24 protein-coding genes and 1 riboswitch are annotated in these 26070 nt (G+C 71.5%); of the genes, 18 read left to right on the top strand and 6 right to left on the bottom strand.

The features are described from left to right. The first annotated feature begins 61 nt into the window (after window positions 1-61). The 3 genes from ABZ016_RS32245 to ABZ016_RS32235 all read left to right on the top strand — a co-directional run bounded on the left by ABZ016_RS32245 (window position 62) and on the right by ABZ016_RS32235 (window position 3327). A complete protein-coding gene (locus tag ABZ016_RS32245) occupies window positions 62-1531 on the top strand; it encodes an amino acid permease (RefSeq protein WP_356920229.1) in 1470 nt (489 codons plus the stop codon). 10 nt (window positions 1532-1541) lie between these two features. Further along, a complete protein-coding gene (locus ABZ016_RS32240) occupies window positions 1542-1994 on the top strand; it encodes an Lrp/AsnC family transcriptional regulator (protein ID WP_003988931.1) in 453 nt (150 codons plus the stop codon). A gap of 136 nt (window positions 1995-2130) precedes the next feature. Beyond that, entirely contained in the window at window positions 2131-3327 is a 1197-nt protein-coding gene (locus tag ABZ016_RS32235; protein ID WP_356920228.1) for an MFS transporter, read from the top strand. Here ABZ016_RS32235 and ABZ016_RS32230 read toward each other — a convergent pair. After that, on the bottom strand, window positions 3296-3874 hold the full coding sequence (locus tag ABZ016_RS32230; protein WP_356920227.1) for a Repetin: 579 nt from the start codon (window positions 3872-3874) through the stop codon (window positions 3296-3298). The genes ABZ016_RS32235 and ABZ016_RS32230 overlap by 32 nt on opposite strands. A 298-nt stretch (window positions 3875-4172) precedes the next feature. Here ABZ016_RS32230 and ABZ016_RS32225 point away from each other — a divergent pair, with 298 nt between their 5' ends. Next, entirely contained in the window at window positions 4173-4961 is a 789-nt protein-coding gene (locus tag ABZ016_RS32225; RefSeq protein WP_356920226.1) for a carbon-nitrogen hydrolase family protein, read from the top strand. A gap of 52 nt (window positions 4962-5013) precedes the next feature. Beyond that, window positions 5014-6711 carry an NAD(P)/FAD-dependent oxidoreductase gene (locus tag ABZ016_RS32220; RefSeq protein WP_356920225.1) on the top strand — a complete coding sequence of 566 codons (1698 nt, stop codon included), beginning with the start codon at window positions 5014-5016 and terminating at the stop codon, window positions 6709-6711. Here the strand turns inward: ABZ016_RS32220 and ABZ016_RS32215 are convergent. Beyond that, window positions 6672-7421 carry a DUF5995 family protein gene (locus ABZ016_RS32215; protein ID WP_356920224.1) on the bottom strand — a complete coding sequence of 250 codons (750 nt, stop codon included), beginning with the start codon at window positions 7419-7421 and terminating at the stop codon, window positions 6672-6674. The two genes, ABZ016_RS32220 and ABZ016_RS32215, sit on opposite strands and share 40 nt — an antisense overlap. Before the next feature lie 175 nt (window positions 7422-7596). On the opposite strand from ABZ016_RS32215, the gene ABZ016_RS32210 reads away from it, so the two are divergent. Then, on the top strand, window positions 7597-8733 hold the full coding sequence (locus ABZ016_RS32210; protein WP_356920252.1) for a glycoside hydrolase family 6 protein: 1137 nt from the start codon (window positions 7597-7599) through the stop codon (window positions 8731-8733). On the opposite strand, the gene ABZ016_RS32205 is transcribed toward ABZ016_RS32210, so the two are convergent. After that, window positions 8712-10091, bottom strand: coding sequence for a solute carrier family 23 protein (locus ABZ016_RS32205; protein WP_356920223.1), 1380 nt, complete (start codon window positions 10089-10091; stop codon window positions 8712-8714). The genes ABZ016_RS32210 and ABZ016_RS32205 overlap by 22 nt on opposite strands. Before the next feature lie 102 nt (window positions 10092-10193). Continuing rightward, window positions 10194-11399: an MFS transporter gene (locus ABZ016_RS32200; RefSeq protein ID WP_356920222.1), complete on the bottom strand. Its 1206-nt coding sequence runs from the start codon at window positions 11397-11399 to the stop codon at window positions 10194-10196. A 141-nt stretch (window positions 11400-11540) separates the two neighbouring features. Between ABZ016_RS32200 and ABZ016_RS32195 the strand changes: the two genes are divergently transcribed. From ABZ016_RS32195 to ABZ016_RS32150, 10 genes are all read left to right on the top strand, one after another. Beyond that, window positions 11541-12788: an ROK family transcriptional regulator gene (locus ABZ016_RS32195; RefSeq protein WP_356920221.1), complete on the top strand. Its 1248-nt coding sequence runs from the start codon at window positions 11541-11543 to the stop codon at window positions 12786-12788. A 260-nt stretch (window positions 12789-13048) separates the two neighbouring features. Further along, a riboswitch (FMN riboswitch) is annotated at window positions 13049-13179 on the top strand. 143 nt (window positions 13180-13322) lie between these two features. Then, complete coding sequence (locus ABZ016_RS32190; RefSeq protein WP_356920220.1) at window positions 13323-13931, top strand: riboflavin synthase; 609 nt, start codon at window positions 13323-13325, stop codon at window positions 13929-13931. Continuing rightward, window positions 13928-14572 carry a nicotinamide mononucleotide transporter family protein gene (locus tag ABZ016_RS32185; RefSeq protein WP_356920219.1) on the top strand — a complete coding sequence of 215 codons (645 nt, stop codon included), beginning with the start codon at window positions 13928-13930 and terminating at the stop codon, window positions 14570-14572. The genes ABZ016_RS32190 and ABZ016_RS32185 overlap by 4 nt, the downstream gene beginning before the upstream one ends. Further along, on the top strand, window positions 14569-15858 hold the full coding sequence (locus tag ABZ016_RS32180) for a bifunctional 3,4-dihydroxy-2-butanone-4-phosphate synthase/GTP cyclohydrolase II (RefSeq protein WP_356920218.1): 1290 nt from the start codon (window positions 14569-14571) through the stop codon (window positions 15856-15858). Before ABZ016_RS32185 ends, ABZ016_RS32180 begins: the two co-directional genes overlap by 4 nt. Window positions 15859-15878: 20 nt before the next feature. Continuing rightward, entirely contained in the window at window positions 15879-16364 is a 486-nt protein-coding gene (gene ribH / locus ABZ016_RS32175; RefSeq protein ID WP_356920217.1) for a 6,7-dimethyl-8-ribityllumazine synthase, read from the top strand. A 34-nt stretch (window positions 16365-16398) separates the two neighbouring features. After that, entirely contained in the window at window positions 16399-16671 is a 273-nt protein-coding gene (locus ABZ016_RS32170) for a phosphoribosyl-ATP diphosphatase (RefSeq protein WP_003988914.1), read from the top strand. Between the two features lie 46 nt (window positions 16672-16717). Beyond that, window positions 16718-17566 (top strand): ATP phosphoribosyltransferase, encoded by an 849-nt coding sequence (hisG, locus tag ABZ016_RS32165; RefSeq protein ID WP_356920216.1) that lies wholly within the window; start codon window positions 16718-16720, stop codon window positions 17564-17566. Window positions 17567-17580: 14 nt separating this feature from the next. Continuing rightward, entirely contained in the window at window positions 17581-18036 is a 456-nt protein-coding gene (locus tag ABZ016_RS32160; protein WP_356920215.1) for a PH domain-containing protein, read from the top strand. A gap of 247 nt (window positions 18037-18283) precedes the next feature. After that, window positions 18284-19615 carry a hemolysin family protein gene (locus ABZ016_RS32155; protein WP_356920214.1) on the top strand — a complete coding sequence of 444 codons (1332 nt, stop codon included), beginning with the start codon at window positions 18284-18286 and terminating at the stop codon, window positions 19613-19615. Beyond that, window positions 19612-20688 (top strand): hemolysin family protein, encoded by a 1077-nt coding sequence (locus ABZ016_RS32150; protein WP_356920213.1) that lies wholly within the window; start codon window positions 19612-19614, stop codon window positions 20686-20688. Before ABZ016_RS32155 ends, ABZ016_RS32150 begins: the two co-directional genes overlap by 4 nt. 50 nt (window positions 20689-20738) lie before the next feature. On the opposite strand, the gene ABZ016_RS32145 is transcribed toward ABZ016_RS32150, so the two are convergent. Together ABZ016_RS32145 and ABZ016_RS32140 are read right to left on the bottom strand one after the other, a co-directional pair. Further along, the gene (locus ABZ016_RS32145) at window positions 20739-22598 is read right to left on the bottom strand and encodes an AAA family ATPase (RefSeq protein WP_356920212.1); all 1860 of its coding nucleotides are present in this window, start codon (window positions 22596-22598) and stop codon (window positions 20739-20741) included. Window positions 22599-23031: 433 nt separating this feature from the next. Beyond that, window positions 23032-23688, bottom strand: a complete 657-nt coding sequence (locus ABZ016_RS32140; RefSeq protein ID WP_356920211.1) for a hypothetical protein — start codon at window positions 23686-23688, stop codon at window positions 23032-23034. Between the two features lie 195 nt (window positions 23689-23883). Between ABZ016_RS32140 and ABZ016_RS32135 the strand changes: the two genes are divergently transcribed. Both ABZ016_RS32135 and ABZ016_RS32130 read left to right on the top strand, forming a co-directional pair. Further along, on the top strand, window positions 23884-25263 hold the full coding sequence (locus ABZ016_RS32135) for a peptidase C39 family protein (protein ID WP_356920210.1): 1380 nt from the start codon (window positions 23884-23886) through the stop codon (window positions 25261-25263). Between the two features lie 100 nt (window positions 25264-25363). Further along, window positions 25364-26020 carry a TetR/AcrR family transcriptional regulator gene (locus ABZ016_RS32130; protein WP_356920209.1) on the top strand — a complete coding sequence of 219 codons (657 nt, stop codon included), beginning with the start codon at window positions 25364-25366 and terminating at the stop codon, window positions 26018-26020. Window positions 26021-26070 lie beyond the last annotated feature (50 nt).

Below are 26070 nucleotides of genomic sequence, written 5' to 3'. Positions count from 1 at the left end.
CCCTGCTCTGGGGTGCCGCCGGTCCCTGCCGCCCTGACCGGCAGCGAAAAGGAGCCAGCGCGTGCTCGACCAAGGCGCACCCCCGCAGAACCCAGGCCAGACAGCCGCATCCGCATCCCCCGGCATCGGCGCGCGCCTCATGCGCCGCAAGCCGGTGGAACGCCTGGTGGCGGAGGGTGGCCAGGGCGAGGGAGGCTCGCTGCGGCGCTCCCTCGGGCTCTGGCAGCTCACCATGATCAGCATCGGTGCCACCCTCGGCACCGGCATCTTCGTCGTGCTCGGCGAGGCCGTCCCCAAGGCGGGCCCGGCCGTCACGCTCTCCTTCGTCATCGCCGGCCTGACCGCCCTGTTCTCGGCCCTGTCCTACGCCGAGCTGGCGGGCACCATCCCGGTCGCCGGCTCCTCGTACTCGTATGCGTACGCAACGATGGGCGAGCTGATCGCCTGGATCTGCGGCTGGTGCCTGGTCCTCGAGTACGGCGTCTCGGTCGCCGCCGTCGCCGTCGGCTGGGGCGAGTACCTCAACGAGCTGCTCGACGGCACCATCGGCGTCACCATCCCGGCCGCGCTGTCCGCCCCGCCCGGTGACGGCGGCGTGTTCAACCTGCCGGCGCTGATCGTCGTGCTGCTCGCGATGGCGTTCCTGCTGGGCGGCGCCCGCGAGTCCGCCCGCGCCAACACCGTCATGGTCATCGTGAAGATCGCCGCGCTGGTGATGTTCTGCGCCATCGGCGTCCAGGGCTTCCGCTCCGGCAACTACGAGAACTTCATGCCGCTCGGCATGGCCGGGGTCAGCGCCGCCGGTGCCACGCTGTTCTTCTCCTACATCGGCTTCGACGCCGCCTCCACCGCCGGTGAGGAGGCGAAGAACGCCCAGCGCGACCTGCCGCGCGCGATCATGCTGTCGCTGGTCATCGTCACGGCCCTGTACGTCCTCGTCGCGGCCGTCGCGGTCGGGGCCAAGCCGTGGAAGGGCTTCACCGACTCCGAGGCCGCCCTCGCCCAGATCATGCGCGAGGTCACCGGGCAGACCTTCTGGGGCACCCTGCTGGCCTTCTGTGCCGTCATCGCCATCGCGAGCGTCGTGCTGACCGTGCTGTACGGCCAGACCCGCATCCTGTTCGCCATGTCCCGCGACGGGCTGGTGCCGAAGGTCTTCTCCAGGGTCCACCCGAAGACCAAGACCCCCCGTGCCAACACCCTCATCGTGTCGCTGTTCTGCGGTGTCCTGGCCGCCGCGATCCCGCTCGGCCAGCTCGCCGACGCCACCAGCATCGGCACCCTGTTCGCCTTCGCGCTCGTCAACGTGGCCGTCGTGGTGCTGCGCCGCACCAAGCCGGACATGCCCCGCACCTTCCGGGTGCCGCTCTCCCCGGTCCTGCCCGCGCTGGGCTTCGGCTTCTGCCTGTGGATGATGGGCAGCCTGTCGGCCGTCACCTGGGTGGTCTTCGGTGTCTGGATGGCCGCCGGGCTCGTGTTCTACTTCGTGTACGGCTACCGCCGTTCCCGACTCGCACCATCCGAAAAGTGACCGACCCACTGTGCTGAACGATCTCGACGAACGCATCGTGCACGCCCTCGCCGAGGACGCCCGCCGCTCCTACGCCGACATCGGCCAGATCGTCGGCCTGTCCGCGCCCGCCGTGAAACGGCGGGTGGACCGGCTGCGCGCCACCGGAGCCATCACCGGCTTCACCGTACGGGTGGACCCGGGCGCCCTCGGCTGGGAGACCGAGGGGTTCGTCGAGATCTACTGCCGCGGCAACACCTCCCCGGAGACCATCCAGCGGGGCCTCGAGCGGTACCAGGAGGTCGTGGCCGCGTCCACCGTCACCGGGGACGCGGACGCGATCGCCCAGGTCTTCGCCTCCGACATGCGGCATTTCGAGCGGGTCCTGGAGCGGATCGCCGGGGAGCCGTTCGTCGAGCGGACCAAGTCCGTGCTCGTGCTGTCGCCGCTGCTGCGGCGCTTCTCGTCGGGATCGCCCACGTAAGTCTGTGGCCCGTCCCGTGTGACGCCTCTAGCCTGGGTGCCATGACCTGGCGACATTGATCCACCAGCCGTGCCTCCCGAGGACCGCCTCGGACGCCGTACCTCCGGCGTCCGATCCGTCCTTCCGGGAAGGCCTCATGACACTCTCACCCGCACGCGTGCCCGCGACCGGTGTCCGCCGACTGACGCGCACGCTGTACGGCTACGCGTTCCTCGACGACTTCGTCCTGCTCTACCCGGTGTACGCGCTGCTGTTCGCCGACACCGGCATGTCGCTCTGGCAGATCTCCTCCCTGTTCGCCCTGTGGTCGCTCACCGCGGTGGTGCTGGAAGTGCCCTCCGGGGCCTGGGCGGACGCCGTGTCGCGTCGCAGGCTGCTGTGGATCGGCCCGCTGCTCACCGCCGCCGGCTTCGCCCTCTGGGTGGTCGTCCCCTCGTACGGGGCCTTCGCGTTCGGCTTCGTCCTGTGGGGTGCGGGCGGCGCGCTCGGCTCCGGTGCGCTGGAGGCGCTGGTGTACGACGAGCTGGACCGGCTCGGCGTCGCCGGCCGCTACGCGCGGACCATGGGCCGGGCCCGGGCCGCGCGGCTGCTGGGCACCGTGACCTCCATCGGCCTCGCGGGGCCCGTCCTCACCCGGGGCGGCTACGCGGCCGTCGGTGCCGCGAGCGTCCTGGCCTGTGTGCTGACCGCCGTCACCGCCACCCGCTTCCCCGAGCACCGGACGCGGCCGGAGGCCGCCGGCGGCAGTTGGGCGACGACCCTGCGGACCGGGCTCGCCGAGGCCCGCCGGGACCGCTCGGTGCGCGGCGCCCTGCTGCTGGTCCCGGCCGTGGCCGCCGTGTGGGGCGCACTCGACGAGTACACCCCACTGCTGGTCCGGGACCTCGGCGTCGCCGAGGCGACGGTGCCCTACCTGATCATGCTCATCTGGGCGGGCGTCACCCTCGGCAGCCTCCTGGCCGGACCGGCCGAACGCCTCGGCACGGCCGGGCTCGCGGTGCTGCTCGCGGGCGCCGCACTCGCTCTGGCCGTGGGCGCGGCGGCCCGCTCACCGGCCGGCATCGTTCTCGTGAGCCTCGCCTTCGCCGGGTTCCAGCTGGCGGAGGTGCTGGCCGACGTCCGCCTCCAGCACCGGATCGACGAGTCCCGCCGGGCCACGCTCACCTCCGTGGCGAGCCTGGGCACTGAACTCGCCACGGTCGCCACGTTCGGTGTGTACGCGCTGCTCGGCTCGGGCCTGGCGCACAGCACCGTCTTCGCGGTGCTGGCGGTTCCCTACCTGGTGACGGCACTGGCGCTGGCTAGAGCTTGGGCTGCCACGGCACGACCTTGAAGTCGCCCGTCCCCTTCTTCACCTTCTCGAAGGGGGCGGCACTCGCACACTTCGGCGGCTCGTTCCCCTCGCCAGGACGGCCCGACGCCATCCAGCTGTAGCCGAGCCGGTCGTGACGGCCGAGGTCCTGGACGGTGACGCCGACCCGCTGGCCTTCGGCGTCCGGCAGATCGGAGTCGGTGATGATGCCGGAGACGACAGCGACCTTGCCGCCGGTCACCAGGCAGTCGACTCTCGCCTTCGCCCACGCGCCCTTGCCGTTCAGGTAGTGGCTGAACTCGAAGGTGCCGGTGGCCTCCATCGGGACGGCGGTGTCCTTCGCCGCCAGATGCGCGTCGAACGAGAACGTGATGTCGTCCCCGTCCGAGCGGTACAGCTTGGCGGTGCCGGTGAGCGCGGCGGCCTCCCGCTGCGGCGCCGGGGCTTCGGAGACGGCGACGGCCTCCGGTTGCCGGGACGGGCTGCCGGAGGCGGTGGCGGCCGAGGCCCCTCCGACGGCGAGCAGCAGGGCGGAGCCGAGCACGACGGTCTTCGTACGGCGGTTCATCGCGGTCCTTTCGGCAGGTCGAGCTGACGGTCTCAACTCTCGCCGGGCCCCGCCCGCGCCACATCGCACCCGAGTCGGGACCCCGCCTCCGCCGACCGGCGGGGGATCCCGGACCGCCCTGCACCCCAGGGACGAGCCGGCCTACGACCTCGGCGACGCAACGAATCGCCGTTCAGTCCGGGAGCACGCAACAAACCGCTCATCGGCGCGCAATGGCTTCTTCTTGTCCGCCCTGCTCAGCCGCCCGTACCGTCTACATGGCCCCCACAACCACCCTTCCGCCCGGTGAGGAACAGCCATGCGCACCGCCCTGCTCCAGAGCTCCGGCCGCCCCGGCTCCACCGTCGAGAACCTCAAGATCCTCGACGAGGCCGCGGACCGGGCCGCCGCCGCGGGCGCCGGGCTGCTCGTCACGGCGGAGATGTTCCTGACCGGCTACGCGATCGGTGACGACATCGGCCGGCTCGCCGAGCCCGCCGACGGCGACTGCGCGGACGCGATCGCCGAGATCGCCACGAACCACGGCCTGGCGATCGCCTACGGCTACCCCGAGCGCGACGGCGACGCCGTGTTCAACTCCGCCCAGATGATCTCCGCCGACGGCATCCGTCTCGCGAACTACCGCAAGACGCACCTGTTCGGCTGCTTCGAGCGCGACCACTTCACGCCGGGCGACCAGCCGGTCGTCCAGACCGAGATCGACGGTCTCCGTGTCGGCATCCTGATCTGCTACGACGTGGAGTTCCCGGAGAACGTCCGGGCCCACGCCCTGGCCGGCACCGACCTGCTGGTCGTCCCGACCGCGCAGATGCACCCGTTCCAGTTCGTCGCCGAGTCGATGATCCCGGTGCGGGCCTTCGAGAACCAGATGTACGTCGCGTACGTCAACCGCGTCGGTCAGGAAGGCGAGTTCGAGTTCGTGGGACTGTCCACGCTCGCCGGGCCCGACGGGGTCGCCAGGACCCGGGCCGGACGCGGTGAGGAACTCGTGCTCGCCGACACCGACCCGGCCTTCCTCGCCGCGTCGCGCGAGAACAACCCGTATCTGCGGGACCGGCGGCCCGGCCTGTACGGCCCGCTCGTCTGAACCCCCTGAACCTGTACCGCCCGTTCGTACCCGTGCAAGGAGTCCGCACCCCATGACGTCCACCGTGCCCAACGCCGTCGAGCACGCTGACGCGCAGCAGCCGCCGATCACCATGTTCGGCCCGGACTTCCCGTACGCCTACGACGACTTCCTCGCCCACCCGGCCGGGCTCGGGCAGATACCCGCGACGGAGCACGGCACCGAGGTCGCGGTCATCGGCGGCGGCCTGTCCGGCATCGTCGCCGCGTACGAGCTGATGAAGATGGGCCTCAAGCCGGTCGTGTACGAGGCTGACCGGATCGGCGGCCGGCTGCGGACCGTGGGCTTCGACGGGTGCGACGAGTCCCTCACCGCCGAGATGGGCGCGATGCGCTTCCCGCCGTCCTCCACCGCCCTCCAGCACTACATCGACCTGGTCGGCCTTCAGACGCGGTCCTTCCCCAACCCCCTGGCGGAGGCGACCCCGTCGACCGTCGTCGACCTCAAGGGCGAGTCGCACTACGCCGAGACGATCGACGACCTGCCGCAGGTGTACCGGGACGTCGCCGAGGCCTGGAACCGGTGCCTGGAGGAGGGCGCCGACTTCTCCGACATGAACCGGGCCCTGCGCGAGCGGGACGTGCCGCGCATCCGCGAGATCTGGTCCCGGCTCGTCGAGAAGCTCGACAACCAGACCTTCTACGGCTTCCTCTGCGACTCCGAGGCGTTCAAGTCCTTCCGGCACCGCGAGATCTTCGGCCAGGTCGGCTTCGGCACGGGCGGCTGGGACACCGACTTCCCCAACTCCATCCTGGAGATCCTCCGCGTCGTCTACACCGAGGCCGACGACCACCACCGCGGCATCGTCGGCGGCTCCCAGCAGCTGCCGCTGCGCCTGTGGGAGCGCGAGCCGGTGAAGATCGTCCACTGGGCGCAGGGGACCTCGCTCGCGAGCCTGCACGAGGGCGGCGAGCCCCGCCCGGCTGTGACCCGCCTGCACCGCACGGCCGGCAACCGCATCACCGTGACCGACGCGCAGGGCGACATCCGCACCTACCAGGCGGCGATCTTCACCGCCCAGTCCTGGATGCTGCTGTCGAAGATCGCCTGTGACGACTCGCTCTTCCCGATCGACCACTGGACGGCGATCGAGCGCACCCACTACATGGAGTCCTCGAAGCTGTTCGTCCCGGTCGACCGCCCGTTCTGGCTGGACAAGGACGAGGAAACCGGCCGGGACGTCATGTCGATGACGCTCACCGACCGCATGACGCGCGGCACGTACCTGCTCGACGACGGCCCGGACAAGCCCGCCGTCATCTGCCTCTCCTACACCTGGTGCGACGACAGCCTGAAGTGGCTGCCGCTGTCCGCGAACGAGCGGATGGAGGTCATGCTGAAGTCGCTCGGCGAGATCTATCCCAAGGTCGACATCCGCAAGCACATCATCGGCAACCCGGTGACGGTCTCCTGGGAGAACGAGCCCTACTTCATGGGCGCGTTCAAGGCCAACCTGCCCGGCCACTACCGCTACCAGCGGCGCCTGTTCACGCACTTCATGCAGGACCGGCTGCCCGAGGACAAGCGCGGCATCTTCCTCGCCGGTGACGACATCTCCTGGACGGCCGGCTGGGCCGAGGGCGCCGTCCAGACCGCCCTCAACGCGGTCTGGGGCGTCATGCACCACTTCGGCGGCACGACCGACCCGACCAACCCGGGCCCCGGCGACGTCTACGACGAGATCGCGCCCGTCGAGCTGCCCGAGGACTGACGGCGAAGCAGCGGCTCGCTCAGGGGCGTGAGCAGCATGCGCCCCGCGAAGCCCACCGCCGTGTCCAGGCGCTCGGTGAACTCCTCGGCGACGTCGGGAAAGTCGCGCAGCGCCCAGAGCGCCCGGGCCGCCGTCCAGGTGGCGTCACGGGCCCGGTCCAGACTCCATGAGCCGAGCAGGTGGGTCAGCGGATCGGCGATCTGGAGGAGGTCGGGGCCCGGCATCAGATCTTCGCGGATGCGCTCCTCCAGCGAGACGAGGAGATCGCCCACCGCGTCGAACTCGTCCTCCAGCTCGGCCGGTGCGCAGCCGAGCGTACGGCAGGTGTCCACGACGGCCAGCGCGAGATCGTGCCCGATGTGCGCGTTGATGCCCGCCAGCGCGAACTGCAACGGCCGTACACCGGGATGGCGGCGGAACTGGAACAGCGGTCTCCAGCAGGCGGGCGGAAGCCGTTCGTCCACCATCGCGTCGACGGCGTCCAGGTACCGCCGCGCGAACCGTACGTCCAGCGTGATCGCGGCGTACGGGTCCGCGAACCGCCCGGTGTCGACGTACCGGTCCACCGCCTCCGTGACCGAGAGGTAGACGCGATTGAAGACGGCCACCCCGTCCCGGGGGTGCAGGGCCGCGTCGAGGGCGCGCATACGGGAGATGACTGCGTCGACCGGAGTGTCCACGGCTGGGGGGACTTGTTCGCATCGCGGCATGCGGGCAGAGTCCCAGCTCTAGGCTGCCGGGAGTACTGGCGGGCCCGGCGCTTCCCCGAAACGGGGGAACACCGCCCGCCGCAGGGGGAGGGGGAGCGGCACCGTGTCAGGCTCACGTGCGCAGCGCCTGGCCGCCCGCCGGGCCGAGCGCAGGCGCGCCGCCCGGCGCGGCGCGATGGTCGTGGCGGCCTCGGTCGTGGTCATGGCCGGAGCGGTCGCGGGGGCCCTCTCCGCCGTGAGTGACAGGCGGGCCGCCGACGAGGCCGCACGCCCCGAGGTGTCGGCCTCGCCCCGCCTGGCGCCGCTGCCCGCCGAGCCGTCGACAGCCGCGTCGAGCGCCGCGGAGTCCGCTTCTCCCACGCCCTCTCCGAAGCGCAGCGCGAGCCCCACACCGTCCCTGTCACGGACCGGACGGGCCGACCAGGACAAGGAGCGCACCGCCGTGACCGGCAGGCTCTACCGGCACCCGGACTCCCAGGTGCTGAACTGGGTCCGGTCCAACTCCGGCGATCCCCGCCGCGCGGTCATCGCGTCCCGTATCGCGGAGCAGCCGGCCGCCGTCTGGTTCGCCGACTACGCGCCGGACACCGTCACCGCCCGGGTCGCCGCCGTGACCTCGGGCGGGGCCGCGCAGGGACGGGTGCCCGTCCTCGTGCCGTACGCGATACCCGGCCGGGACTGCGGCGGCTACTCCCGGGGCGGGGCGCCCGACCTCGACGCGTACGACGCCTGGATCGACCGGTTCGCCGCCGGGCTGGGCTCCGCCGAGGTCATCGTCGTCCTGGAGCCCGACTCCGTCGCCCAGACCGAGTGCCTGTCCGAGGGCCGGCGGGCGGACCGCTTCGCCTCGCTGGCCCGGGCCGGACGCGTGCTGAAGTCCGCCGACCCCCGGGCCCGTGTGTACTACGACGCGGGTCACTCGGGCTGGAACACGCCGGGGAAGCAGGCGGCATGGCTGCGGCAGGCCGGGGCCGCCTCGCCCGAGTCCTCAGACGGGATCTTCAGCAACGTCTCCAACTTCCACGCCACGGCCGCCGAGGTCGCCTACGACCGGCGGGTGCTCGACGCGCTCGGCGGCCCGGCGAGCCTCGGCGCCGTCATCGACACCAGCCGCAACGGCAACGGCGCCCCGGCCGACGGGGAGTGGTGCGACCCGGCCGGCCGCAAGCTCGGCCGGACCCCCACCCTCAGCACCGGCGAGGCCCGCATCGACGCCTACCTCTGGGTGAAGCTGCCAGGGGAGTCGGACGGCTGCAAGGGCAGGCCCGGGACGTTCACGGCGTCGTACGCCTACGACTTGGCGTCGTCGTAGGAGGAAGTGCCCTCGTCCAGCAACGGGTGCTGCGTCTTGAGGTGGGCCGGGGCGAAGGCCCGCAGCGCGTGGTAGCCGGTGATGACGACCAGGGTGCCGAGGGCGATGCCGCTCAGCGAGAAGGTGTCCGTGATCTTCATGGAGACGTTGCCGACGCCGACGATGATGCCCGCGGCCGCCGGGACCAGGTGGAGCGGATTGCGCAGATCCACCTTGGCGTTGATCCAGATCTGGGCGCCGAGCAGACCGATCATGCCGTACAGGATGACGGTGATGCCGCCGAGCACACCGCCCGGGATGGCCGCGACGACCGCACCGAACTTCGGGCAGACGCCGAAGAGGAGCGCGAAACCGGCGGCGGCCCAGTAGGCGGCCGTCGAGTAGACGCGGGTCGCCGCCATCACGCCGATGTTCTCGGAGTACGTGGTGTTGGGCGGGCCGCCGACCGCGGTGGACAGCATCGAGCCGACGCCGTCGGCCGCGATCGCCGTGCCGAGCTTGTCGTCCAGCCGTTCGCCGGTCATCTCGCCGACCGCCTTCACGTGCCCGGCGTTCTCCGCGACCAGCGCGATGACGACGGGCAGGGCGACCAGGATCGCCGACCACTCGAACGACGGGGCGTGCAGCGTCGGCAGCCCGATCCAGTCGGCCTTGCCCACGCCGGACAGGTCGAGCCGCCAGTGGTCGGTGAGCTTGCCGCTCGCGTCCACCGAGTGGATCTTGCCGAAGGCCAGGTCGAAGACCCAGGAGATGCCGTACCCGAAGACCAGCCCCAGGAAGATCGCGATCCGGGACCAGAAACCGCGCAGACACACCACGGCGAGGCCGGTGAACAGCATCACCAGCAGCGCCGTCCACTGGTCCTGCGGCCAGTACGTGGAGGCCGTCACCGGAGCCAGGTTGAAGCCGATCAGCATCACCACCGCGCCGGTCACGATCGGCGGCATCGTGGCGTGGATGATCCGCGCCCCGAAACGCCGCACGGCGAGCCCCACCAGGAACAGCGCTCCACCGACGACGAAGACCGCGCCGGTGACCGTGGCGCTGCTGCCGCCCTGCGCGCGGATGACCGCCGCCACACCGACGAAGGACAGCGAGCAGCCCAGGTAGCTGGGGACGCGCCCGCGCGTGGCGAGCAGGAACACGACGGTCGCGACGCCCGACATCATGATCGCGAGATTGGGGTCCAGGCCCATCAGGACCGGAGCCACGAACGACGCCCCGAACATGGCCACCACGTGCTGGGCACCGAGCCCGGCCGTGCGGGGCCACGAGAGCCGCTCGTCGGGGCGGACCACCGCGCCGGGCGCCGGGGTGCGTCCGTCGCCGTGCAGTTTCCAGCGGACGCCGAGATCCATGGTGCGGTTTCGCTTTCGTCGTGCGTGCGAGTGTCCGGACCATTGTCGGGGTGCGTCAGGGGCGGTGGTGACCGGGGCTGACCAGGACGGCCGGGGGTCCGCTCAGGGCCGCGGGTCCGGGACCGCCGCGTCCGGCCTGCTGATCTTCACCCGGTCACCGGGGCGCAGCACGCCCGCGAACGCCATCAGACCGCAGGACAGCAGCGTCACCAGGCAGAACGACACCATCAGACTGGTCGCCTGCGCCAGCATGCCGATCGCGCTCGGCGCGATCAGGCCCGAGGTGTACGTGATGGTCGCGACACCGGCGATGGCCAGGCTCGGATTGGAGCCACTGCGCCCCGCCGCCGCGAAGCACAGCGGGACGACGACGGCGATGCCCAGCCCCATCAGCGCGAATCCGGCCATCGCCACGGCCGGCTGCCGGGCGGCGACGATCAGCAGCCCGCCGAGGACGGCGAGCACCCCGCTCGCACGCACGGTCCGCACGGCGCCGAAGCGGTCCACGATCCGGTCGCCGGCGATCCGGGCGACGGCCATGGTGAGGGTGAAGCCCGTCGTGCAGGCCGCCGCGAGCCCTGCCGAGGTCTCCAGCTGCTCGCGCAGATAGACCGCGGACCAGTCCAGGCTCGCCCCCTCGGCGAACACCGCGCAGAACCCGATCGCACCGATGAGCAGCGCCGACCGGGGCGGCAGCGCGAACCTCGGCGGCGGCTCCTCGTCCTCGGCGGGCTGCAGGTCGAGCACCCAGCGGCAGGACAGGACACCGACGAGGGTGAGGACCGCGGCCGCCAGCGCGTGGTGCAGCCGGGCGTCCGACCCGAGGTGCGCGGCGAGCGTGCCGGCCGCCGAACCGATCAGGGCGCCCGCGCTCCACATGCCGTGCAGCCCGGACATGATCGACCGGTCGAGGCGGTTCTCGACCTCGACGCCGAGGGCGTTCATCGCCACGTCCGCCATGCCGGCGGTCGCGCCGTACGCGAAGAGGGCCAGGCAGAGCGTGAGGAGGTTCGGGGCGAGGGACGGCAGGATGAGGGACGTCGTCCACAGCGCGATCAGTCCGCGCAGGGCGTTACGGGCCCCGAAACGGTGGGTGACACTGCCCGCGAGCGGCATCGCCACGGACGCGCCCAGCGCCGGGAAGGCCAGGGCGATACCCAACTGCCCCGCACTGACGCCCGCGTGGTCCTGGATCCACGGCACGCGGGTGGCGAACGAGCCGGTCACGGCGCCGTGTACGGCGAACACGGCGGCCACGGCGTACCGGGACCGCTTCACCTCGCGCAGTGCGTCGACCACGTTGCCCATTCTGCGGTCCCCCTCCAGGCCTCTGCCGCGCTCATCAGGTGCATGCTGTGCGGGCGTAAACTATCAGGAACCCTGCCTGATAATAAGAGGGTTTCCAGCGGGCCACGGCCGAGGGCCCCGCCCATCTGGAAGGATCCCGGCATGCCCGCATCCCCGAGCACCGCCCGGGCCATCAACGACCGGCTCGCCCTGCGACTGCTGCAGCAGGAGGGCCCGCTGACGGCAGGGCAGTTGAAGCAGCAGACCGGTCTGTCCCGGCCGACCGTCGCCGACCTCGTCGAACGCCTCACCGCCGCCGGACTGATCGCGGTGGTCGGCGAGGCGGGGGAGCAGCGGCGCGGACCCAACGCCAAGCTGTACGGCATCGTCGCCGACCGGGCCCACCTCGCCGCGCTCGACGTACGCACCGAGAGCGTCGCCGTGACCGTCGCCGACCTGGTGGGCCGGATGCTGGCCGAGGCGTCGGCGCCGATCGGCGGTGACACGGGGACGGGGCCCGCGGTGGAGCAGGCGGTCGCGCTGGTCGAGCGCGTGGTGAAGGAGGCCGGTGCGGACAGGCTGCACACGGTCGGCATCGGGGCGCCCGGGCTGATCGACCCGGCCAGTGGCGAACTGCGCGACTCCTCCGGGCTGCCCGAGTGGCACCGCCGGTTCGTCGCCGCCCTCCAGGAGCGGCTGCCCGAGGCGCGGGTGATCGTGGAGAACGAGACCAACCTCGCGGCGCTGGCCGAGCAGCGCGACGGCGCGGCCCGGGACCGTGACACCTTCGTCCTGCTCTGGCTGGGTCACGGCACGGGCGCGGCGGTGGTCCTCGACGGTGCGTTGCGTCGCGGAGCCTCCGGCGGCACCGGCGAGATCGGTTTCCTGCCGGTGCCGGGCACGGCGGCACTGCCGTCCTCGACGGACTGTGAGGGCGGGTTCCATTCGCTGGCCTCGTCGGCCGCGGTACTGGAACTGGCGTCGGAGTGCGGCGTTCCGGTGGCGGCGGGGGAGGAGCCGGCGGTGGTGGGGGTGGTGCGGGCGGCGACGGGTGTGGTGCGGTCGGCGGCCGGGCTGGTGGAAGACGGTGGGACCCGTTCCGGGGATGTCGGCTCCGCCGCTCGTTTCCTCGACGCCCTCGCCGACCGGCTCGCCGTCGGCGTCGCCTCGGTCGTCGCGATCCTCGACCCCGGGTGCGTGGTGCTCGGCGGCGAGGTCGGCCGGGCCGGCGGCGACGAACTCGCCGCCCGCGTCCAGGAGCGCATCGCCCGGATGACACCCCTGCCCACGGAGGTGCGCACGACCACCCTGGGCGGCGGCGCGGTCCTGCGTGGCGCCCTCCTCACGGCCCGCGACCGCGCCCAGGAGGAGCTCTTCACGCCCGGGGAACGGCCGGTTCAGCCCTGGTAGATCGCCCGGCGTGGGAAGGCCCGACGGCGGGCAAGGGCCGTCGTCACCGCCGCCGGGCCGGTCTGCGGGTTGCGCCGACCCTAGAAAGGACTAGACCACACCGTCAATAGGTATGTACCGGTCCCGGGGCGGCCAAGGCCGGACATCCGCACCGCAGTTGGGTCCCGCTGTCGCGCTCGGGAAGGGCGGCGACACGTTCTGTGAGGCACCCCACATTCTGGTAGCCGATCAGGCATGGCACACTGGCCCTGTATCAACAGCAGCGCACTCCGGGGTCGGTGAAAGTCCGAACCGGCGGTTACAGTCCGCGACCCGGTCGCCTCCAGCGGCCGGTTGACCAGGTGAAATTCCTGGACCGACGGTTAAAGTCCGGATGGGAGGCAGTGCGCGGCGAGCGGGCATACGTGCGTGCCGCCGAGAAGTTCGCCCTCCGGGCGAACCGTATCCGGTGTCGCCCCCGGTGTCCCTGCTCGTACTTCTGTCGACATCGACAGCCCCGGAGTCCGTGCCCGAAGAGGCAGGAGGACCCGGGAAGTGTTCACCGGAATCGTCGAAGAGCTGGGCGAGGTCACCGCCGTCGAAACCCTCGACGACGCCTGTCGCTTCCGTCTGCGCGGCCCCGTCGTCACCCAGGGCGCCAAGCACGGCGACTCCATCGCCGTCAACGGCGTCTGCCTCACGGTCGTCGACCACGAGGGCGACGAGTTCACCGCCGACGTGATGGCCGAAACGCTGAACCGCTCCAGCCTCGGTGCCCTGAAGGCCGGCTCCCGCGTCAACCTCGAACGCCCCATGGCCGTCGGCGAACGCCTCGGCGGGCACATCGTGCAGGGCCATGTGGACGGCACCGGCGAGATCCTGGAACGCAAGCCGTCCGACCACTGGGAGATCGTGAAGATCTCCCTCCCCGCGGACCTCACGCGGTACGTGGTCGAGAAGGGCTCCATCACCGTCGACGGCATCAGCCTCACCGTCGTCGACGCAGGCCCCGACCACTTCACCGTCAGCCTCATCCCCACCACCCTCGCCCTGACCACGCTCGGCCACAAGCAGCCCGGCGACCCGGTCAACCTCGAGGTGGACGTCATCGCCAAGTACGTCGAGCGGATGCTGGGCGACCGAGCGCAGGAGGCGGCCAAGTGAACTGGCTCAACTCCGAGGCGTTCACGCTCTTCGGCCAGCACATCAAGTGGTCGGACATGATCGGCAACGTGATCGGCCTGATCGGCCTCGCCTTCGGCTGGCGGCGCTCCATATGGACGTGGCCCACCCAGTTCCTCTCCGGCCTCATCCTCTTCGCGGCCTTCGCCACCGCCCACCTCTCCGGCAGCGCCGGCAAACAGATCGTCGTCATGCTCGTCGCCGCCTACGGCTTCTGGCAGTGGAACCGCGGCCGGCAGCAGGCCCAGGACGGCACCATCGCCGTACGGTTCGCCACCTGGCGCGAGCGGGGAGTGCTGGCCGGCGCCGCCGCCCTCGGCACCCTCGCGGTCGGCGGTCTGTTCGCCGCCTTCCCGACGCTGTCCTGGGACCCCTGGCCGGACGCCTACATCTTCGTCGGCACCGTCGTCGCGATGTACGCCCAGGCCCGCGGCATGGTCGAGTTCTGGTTCGCCTGGCTGCTGGTCGACCTCGTCGGCGTCCCGCTGAACTTCGCCAACGGCTTCGCCTTCTCCGGCTTCGTCTACGTCCTCTACGGCGCGCTCGTCCTGTGGGGCCTGCGCGACTGGTGGCTGCGTTCCCGCGCGGCAGCCCAGCCCACCCTGGAAGGAGCGCCGGCATGAGTGCCGCAACCATCCTGTACAGCCACGACGACGTCGAGGACTTCACACTCGACCCCGTCGAGCAGGCCATCGCCGACATCGCCGCCGGCCGGCCTGTCGTGGTCGTCGACGACGAGGACCGGGAGAACGAGGGCGACCTCGTCATCGCCGCGGAGAAGGCGACCCCCGAGATCGTCGCCTTCATGATGAGCGAGTGCCGCGGCCTGATCTGCGCCCCCATGGAGGGCGAGGAACTGGACCGGCTGAAGCTCCCGCAGATGGTCGAGGACAACACCGAGTCGATGAAGACCGCGTTCACGGTCTCCGTCGACGCCTCCGCCGCACACGGCGTGAGCACCGGCATCTCCGCCTCCGACCGCGCCACCACGCTCCAGCTGCTCGCCGACGGCACCGCCGAGCCCGACGACTTCGTCCGCCCCGGCCACATCTTCCCGCTGCGCGCCCGGTCCGGCGGCGTGCTGACCCGCAACGGCCACACCGAGGCCGCCGTCGACCTCGCCCGCCTCGCGGGTCTGCGCCCGGCCGGCGCGATCGTCGAGATCGCCGGCGAGGACGGCCAGATGCTGCGCCTGCCCGAACTGATCCCGTTCGCCCGCAAGCACGGCCTGACGATCATCTCCATCGAGGACCTGATCGCCTACCGGCGCGGCAGCGAACCCACCGTCCGCCGCGAGGCCAGGACCCAACTGCCCACCGCCCACGGCACCTTCACGGCCTACGGCTACCGCTCCACCGTCGACGGCGTCGAGCACGTCGCCCTGGTGCACGGCGAGATCGGCGACGGCGACGACGTCCTGGTCCGTGTCCACTCCGAATGCCTCACCGGCGACGTGTTCGGCTCCGCCCGCTGCGACTGCGGGCCCCAGCTGGACGCCTCCCTGGCCCGCATCCAGGCCGAAGGCCGCGGAGTCGTGGTCTACCTGCGCGGACACGAGGGCCGCGGCATCGGCCTGATGTCCAAGCTGCGCGCCTACGAACTCCAGGAGCGCGGCCGCGACACCCTCGACGCCAACCTCGAACTCGGCCTGCCCGCCGACGCCCGCGACTACGCGGCGGGCGCGCAGATCCTGACCGACCTCGGGGTACGCGGTGTGCGCCTGCTCACCAACAACCCCGACAAGACCGACGCGCTCGTCCGGCACGGCATCGTGGTCAAGTCCCGCGTACCGATGCCGGTGGGTGCCGGCGAGCACAACCTCCGCTACCTGCGCACCAAGCGGGACCGGATGGGCCACGACCTGCCCTGGCTGGACACGAACCCCGTGCCGGCCTGCGGCAACCAGTAAGAGAGCACAAAGGGAGAGACGTGAGCGGCAAGGGTGCACCGGAGCTGTCCGTACGCAATGTGGGTGACCTCCGGGTCGCCGTCATCGCGGCACAGTGGCACGAGAAGGTGATGGACGGTCTGGTCGACGGCGCCCTGCGCGCCCTGCACGACCTGGGCATCGACGAGCCGACCCTCCTCAGGGTCCCCGGCAGCTGGGAGCTCCCGGTCGTCGCCAAGGTCCTCGCGGGCCGCGGCTACGACGCGATCGTCGCCCTCGGGGTCGTCATCCGTGGCGGAACCCCCCACTTCGACTACGTGTGCCAGGGCGTGACCCAGGGCCTCACCCAGGTGTCCGTCGACACCGGCGTCCCCGTCGGCTTCGGGGTGCTGACCTGCGACAACGAGGAACAGGCCCTGGACCGCGCCGGTATCGAGGGCTCCAACGAGGACAAGGGGCACGAGGCGGTGACGGCGGCGGTGGCGACCGCGGCCACCCTCCGCTCAGTATCCGAACCCTGGCGCTGACGGAAGCCGCGTGTGGCATAGGCTGAGCGTCACCATGTCCAAGAAGACGTTCGAGGAGCTCTTCACCGAGCTCCAGCACAAGGCCGCCCAGGGCGATCCCGCCACTTCCCGCACCGCAGAACTGGTCGAGAAGGGCGTCCACGCCATCGGCAAGAAGGTCGTCGAAGAGGCCGCCGAGGTCTGGATGGCCGCCGAGTACGAGGGCAAGGAAGCCGCCGCCGAGGAGATCTCGCAGCTGCTGTACCACGTCCAGGTGATGATGGTCGCGCGCGGCATCAGCCTCGACGACGTCTACGCCCACCTCTGAGCCGCACCCCGTTCCCGTAAGACACCACGCAAAGGAAGCCGACCTCATGCTGCGCATCGCCGTCCCCAACAAGGGTTCCCTGTCCGGCCCTGCGGCGGAGATGCTGCATGAGGCCGGCTACCAGCAGCGCCGCGAGTCCAAGGAACTGCGGATCGTCGACCCGACCAACGATGTCGAGTTCTTCTACCTCCGCCCCCGCGACATCGCCATCTACGTCGCCTCCGGCCAGCTCGACATCGGCCTCACCGGCAGGGACCTGCTCATCGACTCCGGGGCCGACGCCGAGGAGATCCTCGCCCTCGGCTTCGCCCGCTCCACCTTCCGCTACGCCGGCAAGCCCGGCACCATCAGCGGCCTCGCGGACCTCGCGGGCAAGACCGTCGCCACCTCCTACGAGGGCATCGTCGCGGCGCACCTCGCCGAGCACGGCATCGACGCCTCCGTCGTCCACCTCGACGGCGCCGTCGAGACCGCCATCCAGCTCGGCGTCGCCCAGGTCATCGCCGACGTCGTCGAGACCGGCACCTCGCTGCGCAACGCGGGCCTGGAGGTCGCCGGCGAGCCGATCATGCAGTCCGAGGCCGTGGTGATCCGCCGCACCGGCGCGGACGGGGACGACCCCAAGGTCCAGCAGTTCCTGCGCCGCCTCCAGGGCGTCCTGGTCGCCCGGACGTACGTGATGATGGACTACGACTGCCGAGTCGAGCAGCTCGAGAAGGCCGTCGCCCTCACCCCCGGTCTGGAGTCCCCGACCGTCTCCCCGCTGCACAACGAGGGCTGGGTCGCCGTCCGCGCGATGGTCCCGGCCAAGGAGGCGCAGCGGATCATGGACGACCTGTACGACATCGGCGCCCGGGCCATCCTGACCACGGCCATCCACGCCTGCCGTCTCTGAGGGGCGCCTTTCCGATGTCCGATCTGCCCACCCTGCCCGTCACCTTCCGGCCGGGCAGCACCCGCGCGGTGCTGCTCAGCGCCGCCGTCGCCATCTTCGTGGTGATCACGGCCGTGGCACTGCTGCTGAAGCAGCTCAGCCCCGGCGAGCGCGTCAGCTTCGTCTTCACGGCGCTGCTGCTGGACGCGGTGCTGCTCCTGCTGGCGCGGCCCAAGGTCGTCGCCGACGAGGACGGCGTCACTGTCGTCAATCTCACGAACAAGCGCCGGCTGGACTGGGCCGAGATCCTTCAGGTGACGCTCCGGCCCGGCGACCCCTGGGTGTTCCTCAACCTCAGCGACGGCACCAGCCTGCCTGCTCTCGGCATCCAGCCGGGCATCGCCAAGCAGCGCGCGATCGCCGACGCCCGTGCCCTGCGGGCGCTCGCCGAGGCCCGTTCCGTGGCGGACCCCGAGCGGCCTCAGGGCTGACTCGGGAAGATCCTCAGGGTGGTCACCCTGCCGCATCGGGCCATGTCTTGATTAATCTGTTTCCGGAGGCGCGAACGGATGCGCCTCCGCCCCTGCCGCCCCGCCCGGTGCGCCAGGGGCTCCTGCTAACCGAGGAGTGACCCTCTCCGGCGATGGACGGATCGTCCTGTAGTACCTGCGCCGCCCCCTGCCGACATAGCGCGAACCTTGTCTCCGAGGTACGCGACCGTGCGGAGGCGGCGGCATCATGACCACCCCCCTGCTGCTCCTGGCAGCCGCGTTCCTGCTGATCCTGGCCAACGGATTCTTCGTCGCGGCCGAGTTCGGCCTTGTGACGGTCGAGCGGCCGGAGGCCGAGAAGGCCGCCGCCGACGGCGACCGGCGCGCCCACCGCGTCGTCGAGTCCCTCAAGGAGCTGTCCTTCCAGCTCTCCGGCACCCAGCTCGGCATCACCATCACCTCCCTCGTCGTCGGCATGCTCGCCGAACCGGCGCTGGCCGAGCTGCTGCACGGCCCGTTCACCGCGATCGGCATCCCCGAGGGGGCCGTCTCCGGTGTCGCGGTCGTCGTCGGCATGCTCGTGGCCTCCGCCGTGCAGATGGTGATCGGCGAGCTCCTTCCCAAGAACTGGGCGGTGTCCAGGCCCCTTCAGGTCGCGCGTTTCGTCGCGGGCCCGCAGCACGTCTTCGCCCGGCTTTTCCGCCCGGTCATCGCCGGCCTCAACGCCGTCGCGAACCGGCTCGTGCGCGCCCTGGGCATCGAGCCCGCCGAGGAACTGGCCTCCGCGCGCACCCCCGGCGAGCTCGTCTCCCTGGCCCGCCACTCGGCCCTGGCCGGCGCCCTGGAACAGGACACGGCCGACCTCTTCGTGCGGACCCTGTCGCTGGGCGAGCTGACCGCACAGCACGTGATGACCCCGCGCGTGAAGGTCAGCGCGCTCCAGTCCTCCGCCACCGCCGAGGACGTGGTCAACCTGACCCGTGCCACCGGACTGTCCCGCTTCCCGGTCTACCGGGAGAAGATCGACGAGGTCGTCGGCATGGTCCACCTCAAGGACGCCCTGGCCGTCCCGGTGCAGGAGCGGCTGCGGACCCCCGTGGGCCGTATCGCCCGCCCGGCGCTGCTCGTCCCCGAGACCCTGCCCGTGCGGCCGCTCCTCGCCCGCCTGCGCAGCGAGCAGCCCATCGCGGTCGTCGTCGACGAGTACGGCGGCACCGCCGGTGTCGTCACCCTTGAGGACATCGTCGAGGAGATCGTCGGCGAGGTCCGCGACGAACACGACGGACACGACCTGCCCGAACTGGCCTCGGCCCCGCCCGAGGACGGAAGGCCCGCCTGGGACGTCGACGGCAGCTGCCGGGTCGACATCCTGCAGCGGATAGGCCTCGAGGCGCCCGAGGGTCCGTACGAGACCGTCGCGGGACTGATCGCCGACCTCCTGGGCCGGATCCCGGCCGTCGGCGACAAGGCGGAGCTGCCCGGCTGGCGGCTCTCGGTGCGCCAGGTCGGCCACTACCGCGCGGAGCGGGTCCGGCTCGTCCGGACGGCCCCGGTCGCCGTGATGGAGGCCGCCCGATGAGCGTGCTCCAACTGACCTTCGCCGCACTCCTGGTCCTCGCCAACGGCTTCTTCGTCGGCGCCGAGTTCGCGCTCGTCTCCGTGCGCCGCAGCCAGATCGAGCCCCTCGGCACCGCCCGGGCCCGGCAGGTCCTCTACGGCCTGGAGCGGCTGCCGCAGATGATGGCGGCGGCCCAGTTCGGCATCACGATCTGCTCCCTCACCCTCGGCGCGGTCGCCGAACCGACCGTCGCGCACCTGCTGGAGCCGGTCTTCGAGTGGATCCACCTACCGCACGGCATGATCCACCCGCTCACCTACGTCATCGCCCTCGCCGCGGTGGTCTTCTTCCACCTCGTCATCGGCGAGATGGTCCCGAAGAACCTGGCGATGGCGGCCCCCGAGAAGGCCGCGCTGTGGCTCAGCCCCGGCCTGGTCTGGTTCGCCCGCTTCTGCAAGCCGATCACCGCCGCGCTCGGCGCCGTCTCCCAGGGCATCCTGCGGCTGTTCCACGTCGAGCCCAAGGACGAGGTCGAGGCCGTCTTCACCAGCGAGCAGCTCAACCGGCTGGTGGAGGACGCCGGCCAGGCCGGTCTGCTCGACCCCGAGGAGGCCGAACGCCTGGAGGACGCCCTGGAGCTGGGCTCCCGTCCGGTGACGGACGTCCTGCTGAAGCGCGAGTCACTGGTGACGGTCAGCCCGTCGGTCACCCCCGGGCGCATCGTCGAGCTCACCGCCCGCACCGGGTACTCCCGCTTCCCGGTCGCCGCGGAGAACGGCGCGTTCATGGGCTACCTGCACGTGAAGGACGTCCTCGACCTGGAGCACTCGGACCGGGCGGTGCCGCAGCAGCTGTGGCGGCCCATGACGACGCTGCGGTCCGAGCTGCCGTTGGACGACGCCCTGACGGTGATGCGCCGGGCTGCGACACACCTCGCCCAGGTGGCCGACGGATCGGGGAAGGTACTCGGTCTGGTCGCCCTGGAGGACGTGCTGGAGCTGCTGGTGGGGGAGGTGCGGGATCCCGCGCACCGGGAGGTGCGTGAGGTCCGGCTGACCGAGCCGAGGTCGGGAGAAGAGGTGCTGGCGACCTAGCACCGTGGCCGCGGGCGCGACCAGCCCCCACCGGCCCGCGGCCGATGAACTCACAGGGCCGACGGATCCTGCGGCCCCCGCCCCGACAAGACCTCTCCGTACGCCTGCATCAGATCCGGCAACCGCAACGTCGCCAGGTCGTCCCGCCCCAGCACCCCGGGGTACACGGACAACCGCAGATCCCGGTACGCGCAGCTCTTCTCGTACAGCGTCCGCAGGAACCGCCCGTTGCCCAGCTCGTCGATCCACCCCTGGTCCACCACGTGCCCCGCGATCGACCGCAGCTCGTCGAGGGACTCCTCGTCCCAGAGGTCACCGTTCTCCGCCGCGAGCACCTTGCCGATCTCGGTCAGCTCCAGGGGACGGTAGGAGGGAAAGTCGACTCGGGTGGTGAAGCGGGAAGAGAGCCCGGGGTTGGCGGCGAGCAGGCGGTCCATGCCCTCGGGGTAACCGGCCAGGATCACCACGAGATGGTCGCGGTTGTCCTCGGCCCGCTTCAGCAGCACCTGCAGCGCCTCGTCGCCGTACGCGTCCCCCTTGCCGTAGCCCGAGTTGGACAGCGAGTACGCCTCGTCGACGAAGAGCACGCCGCCGAGGGCGGAGTCGATCAGTTCGTTCGCCTTCACGGCCGTCTGGCCCAGGTACTCGCCGACCAGATCCGCCCGCTGCGCCTCCACGAGATGGTCACCGCCGAGCAGCCCGAGGGCGTAGAACACACGGCCGAGGATCCGGGCGACGGTGGTCTTGCCGGTGCCGGAGGGGCCGGAGAAGACGAAGTGGCGTTTCGGCGGCTGGACCGGAAGCCCCTGCCCGGCGCGCAGCCGCGCCATGTTCAGCTGCGCCGACAACGCCTTGACCTGCCGTTTCACCGGCTCCAGCCCCACCATCCGCTCGAGCTCGGCAAGCGCCTCCTCCAGTAACGCGGGATCGGTGGGTCCGGCGGGCAGGGACGGTGCCGGGCCGGCCTTCTCGCGCACCGCCGGGTCGGCGAGCGGAGGCAGCGGAGCGGAGATCGGCGGCTCGGGGTCGGGCAGTCTCAGATCGCGGCCCTCGCCGAAGAACGGGTCGAATCCGTCCGGGCCGTCCGCGGTGTCCTGACCGGTGCCGGTGAGCGTGATCGCCGCGAGGTCGGTGGTCTCGTCGTAGCCGTCTGCCTCGGCTATCGCGGCGAGCCGGGCCGAGGTGTCCATGAAGGCCGGGTCGACGCGGTGCACGGCCCGGTACAGGGGGAGCGCGGCGGCGCTGCGGCCGGTGCCCTCGTGCGCCCGGGCCAGCCAGTAGCGGAGTTCCTTGCGCTGCGGCTGCTCGCTGCGACAGCGCATCAGCGCGGCGGACAGCAGCGGTTCGGCCTGTCCGTACATCTCCAGACGGACCCGGGCCATGCCGCCGAACAGACCCGCCTCGATACCGAGCACCGGGTCGTCGACGAGCGGGTCGGTGTGCCGGACCAGCTGCTCCCAGTCCTTGACCAGGTAAGCGCGGCAGGCGTGCAGGAAGCGGACCTGGGCGTCGGTGTCCACCGGCGGCAGCCCGGCCAGCGCCCGGTCCAGCTCGGGGACGTGGCGGCCGTCCAGCCAGTGGGAGGCGTGCGCGAGCAGCAGGTCGCGCGGGCTCTCCAGCACCGGCTGCACCCACCAGCCGAGCCAGTACCAGGAGTTGAGGGTGCGGCGGTACCGGGTGCGCTGCTCGCCGAAGCGGTCACGGTGCCGGAACATCCTGAGCAGCGCCGTCGTCGTGTCGACGCGCAGCGCGTGCAGCCCGAGCCAGCCGTCGGCCATGCCGGGGTCCATCCGTACGGCCGCGCGGAACTCCTCCTCCGCCTGCGGATAGGCGCCCATGGTGTAGGCATCCACGCCTCGCAGCCAGGCGAGGTCGGCCGGGGCCTGAGGGCCCTGCGTGCCGAAGTCCATCACGTCCCCCACAAACCGTGCCCCCGTCGGTATCCCAACGAGCCGTCCCCCCAGCCGGCTGTCCTGCTCGAACCGCTGTGCCACGGACCGGAGTTGAACGGTGCACGAAGCAACCGTCCGTTGGTCGCGACGAGGGCATCGTACCTGCGGGGGCGGCGGCCCCGTAGAGGGCCGCAGGGGCCGTTCGACGAGGTGGGAGCGGATGCGGCGGAGCCGCGCACGGTGACCGAGGGTGAGCGCTGCGCACCGCGCGGCGCCCGGGAAACCGGCAGAGGACAGAACGAAGCCCCCGATCACGGGGGAACAACCGGGGGCTTCGCGTCTGTGGGCGGCTCCAAATGGCCGCACATTGAGAACGTAAGTCCTGTACGGCCCGGCGGTCAAGCCGAGTTGAAGCACTCCTGCGAGTTGTCCTGCAAGCGCATTCACAAGTTCAGCACACAGCGGGCGGTTCGTCACCGTGCGTGAGGCGCTGGTCCGGTCCAACGGTCCCAGCGGGCCCCGGAAGCACCTCGAACCCCTTCTCTCGCTGCCGTACCAGGAGGTCGGCGAAGGGCCGCGAGGGGTCGTCGGCGAAATGCCGGCGTTCCGCCGGGATCCAGCCGTTCCAGAACTCCCGCTGCTCCTCCCCGTCGCGGGACCGGCCCCGCGCCCAGGCCTCCTCGCGCGCCAGCTCCATCCACAGCAGCAGGGCCAGATGGGGCCGCAGCGCCCGGCGTCCCGCGCCGACGCCTTCGACGAGGATCACCGGAGCGGGCGGCAGGGGGCGCGGGGGGCCGAAGCGGCGGGCTCGCCAGTCGTAGGCGGTGTACTGGGCGGTCCGGCCATGGGTCAGCGGTTCGATCACCTGATCGAACAGGCGCTCCGTCCAGTCGAACAGTTCGTCGTGGCTGGCGATGTCGTCGAGGCGCAGCACCGGCGCACCGCCCAGCGCTGTCGCCAACTGCCCGGCGAACGTGGTCTTTCCGGAGCCCGCGTGGCCGTCGACGCCGACGAGACGGACCGGGCCGCAGGAGGGCGGGAGCCCACGGATCCGGGAGGCCAGGTCGCGGACGGCCGGTCCCGGGGCGTGGCGGAAGGGTGGATTCATCTCGCCCAGCACTCTAACGACGGCGCCGTCGGCCCGTGCCACTGGTCGACGCCAATATTGGTCGGGCGTGGCGCGCGTCGAAGTGCTGGCGGGACCCCGCGGGCTGTGCTCATATGTGGCGCATACACGTGTGCGACCGGCCGTGCAGCGGACCGCCTCGCGCGTGCCCGACTCGACAAACCGGGGGTCACTGCCATGAGCAGAGCCGAACAGCCCTCCCGCAGAACCGTCCTGGCCGCCGCGGTCGCCGCCGCCGTCGCGGCGGGCGCGGGCCGGGCGACCGCCGTCACCGAGGCTCCCATGACGACCGACGCCGCAGATTCCGCCCGCGCGGTCCCGGCCCGCACCGTGGACAACCGGGCGTGGCTCTCGCACGGCGACTGGCACGGCGGCACCCTCAGGGGCACGCGCGCCGTCGCGGGCGCCCGCCCGGGCGTGGTGATCGCGACGCCCGCCGGCAGCACCGTCTACACGGACCCGCACACCGGCACCACGGCCTCCTGGGAGTACGGCACCTGGACGTCCCCAGCTCACCGGTTCGCCGTCCCCGCGACGGAGGCGATCGTCTCCTGGAACGCGCACACCCCGGCCGGTACGTGGCTGCAGGCCGAGCTTCAGCCCGACTACACCGACGGCACCAGCGGTCCCTGGTACGTGATGGGCCGCTGGGCGGCCGGCGACCAGGACATCCGGCGCACCTCGGTCGACGACCAGAGCGACGGCAAGAGCAGCGTCTGGACGGACACGCTGGCGATCGACGACCCGTCGACCGGGTTGCGCCTGGCCTCCTGCCGGCTGCGCCTGACCCTGTACCGCAGGCCGGGCAGCAAGGCCACGCCCACCGTGTGGCGGCTCGGCGTGATGGGCTCCGACGTGCCCGACCGGTTCACCGTCCCGGCGTCCGTGCCCGGCCTCGCCAGGGAACTGGCCGTGCCGCGATACTCGCAGGAGGTCCACAAGGGGCAGTACCCCGAGTACGACAACGGCGGCGAGGCCTGGTGCAGCCCGACGTCCTCCCAGATGGTCATCGAGTACTGGGGAGGCCGGCTCACCCCCGAGCGGCTGGCCTGGGTGGACCCGTCGTACGCCGATCCGCAGGTGTGCCACGCCGCCCGGTTCACGTACGACTACCAGTACGCGGGCTGCGGCAACTGGCCGTTCAACGCCGCCTATGCCGCCACCTTCAAGGACCTCCAGGCCGTGGTCACCCGGCTCGGCTCGCTCGACGACCTGGAGACGCTGATCGCGGCGGGCGTCCCGGCCATAACGTCCCAGTCCTTCCTGAAGGAGGAGCTGACCGGCGCCGGGTACGGCACCGCCGGGCACCTGATGGCGATCGTCGGCTTCACGGCCGAGGGCGACGTGATCGCGTGCGACCCCGCCTCGGAGAGCAACGAGGCCGTGCGGCGCGTCTACCGGCGGCGGGAGTGGGAGAACATCTGGCTGCGGACCAAGCGGTACAACGCTTCCGGCAAGGTCGTCTCCGGTACCGGCGGCGTCTGCTACCTGTACTTCCCGGTGCGCCCGACCGCGGCCCAGCGCAAGGCGCTGACAGCCGTCGGCGTGCGCGCGTGACCCTGCCGCGGACCACTGTGACCTGACCCACGACAGGGCCCTCCGACCTGCCATACTGCGGGTGTCCCGCCTCGCCCGCCCGTTGGAACCAGGGTCGAAATTGAATATCAGTCAACAACCTGCCGCGCGTCCCAGGGCCCGCGGCACCGAGCGCTCGCTGGCGCGCCGAGCCGAACTCATCGCCATCGGGCGGAGGTTGTTCGCCGACACGTCCTACGACGCCCTGTCGATGGACGACATCGCCCGGCAGGCGCACGTCGCCAAGGGGCTCATCTACTACTACTTCCAGTCCAAGCGCGGCTACTACCTGGCCATCATCCAGGACTCGGTCACCGACCTGGTCACCCTGGCGGCGAGCGGACTCGAACTGCCCCCGGTCGACCGTGTCCAGCGCACCATCGACCGCTATCTGCGCTACGCCGAGCACAACCAGGCCGCGTACCGCACGATCGTCAGCGGGGGTGTCGGCTTCGACACCGAGGTGCACGCCATCCGTGACGGGGTCCGCGAGGCCATCGTCGCCACCATCGCCGAGGGCGCGTACGGCCGGGTCGACATCACCCCGCTGGCACGCATGGGGCTGCTGGCCTGGGTGTGCAGTGTCGAGGGTGCCACCCTCGAGTGGATCGACCGTCCCGAGCTCTCCCGCGAGACCATGTGCGAGCTGCTGGTGAAGGGGCTCGGCGGCGCCCTGCGGGCGATCGAGGACCTGGACCCCGCCTACCGGGCCCCGGAGGCCGCCCGCCAGGGGGCGTGAGAAGGGCGGAGGGATCCTGCGCGGCCCCTCCGCCCGGCCGGTCGGCGCGG

Origin of the sequence: Streptomyces sp. NPDC006372 (genome assembly GCF_040612515.1) — a bacterium.
Lineage (GTDB): Bacteria > Actinomycetota > Actinomycetes > Streptomycetales > Streptomycetaceae > Streptomyces.
Note: the sequence above shows the minus strand (reverse complement) of the source record. Positions and strands in the feature narration are given on the sequence as shown.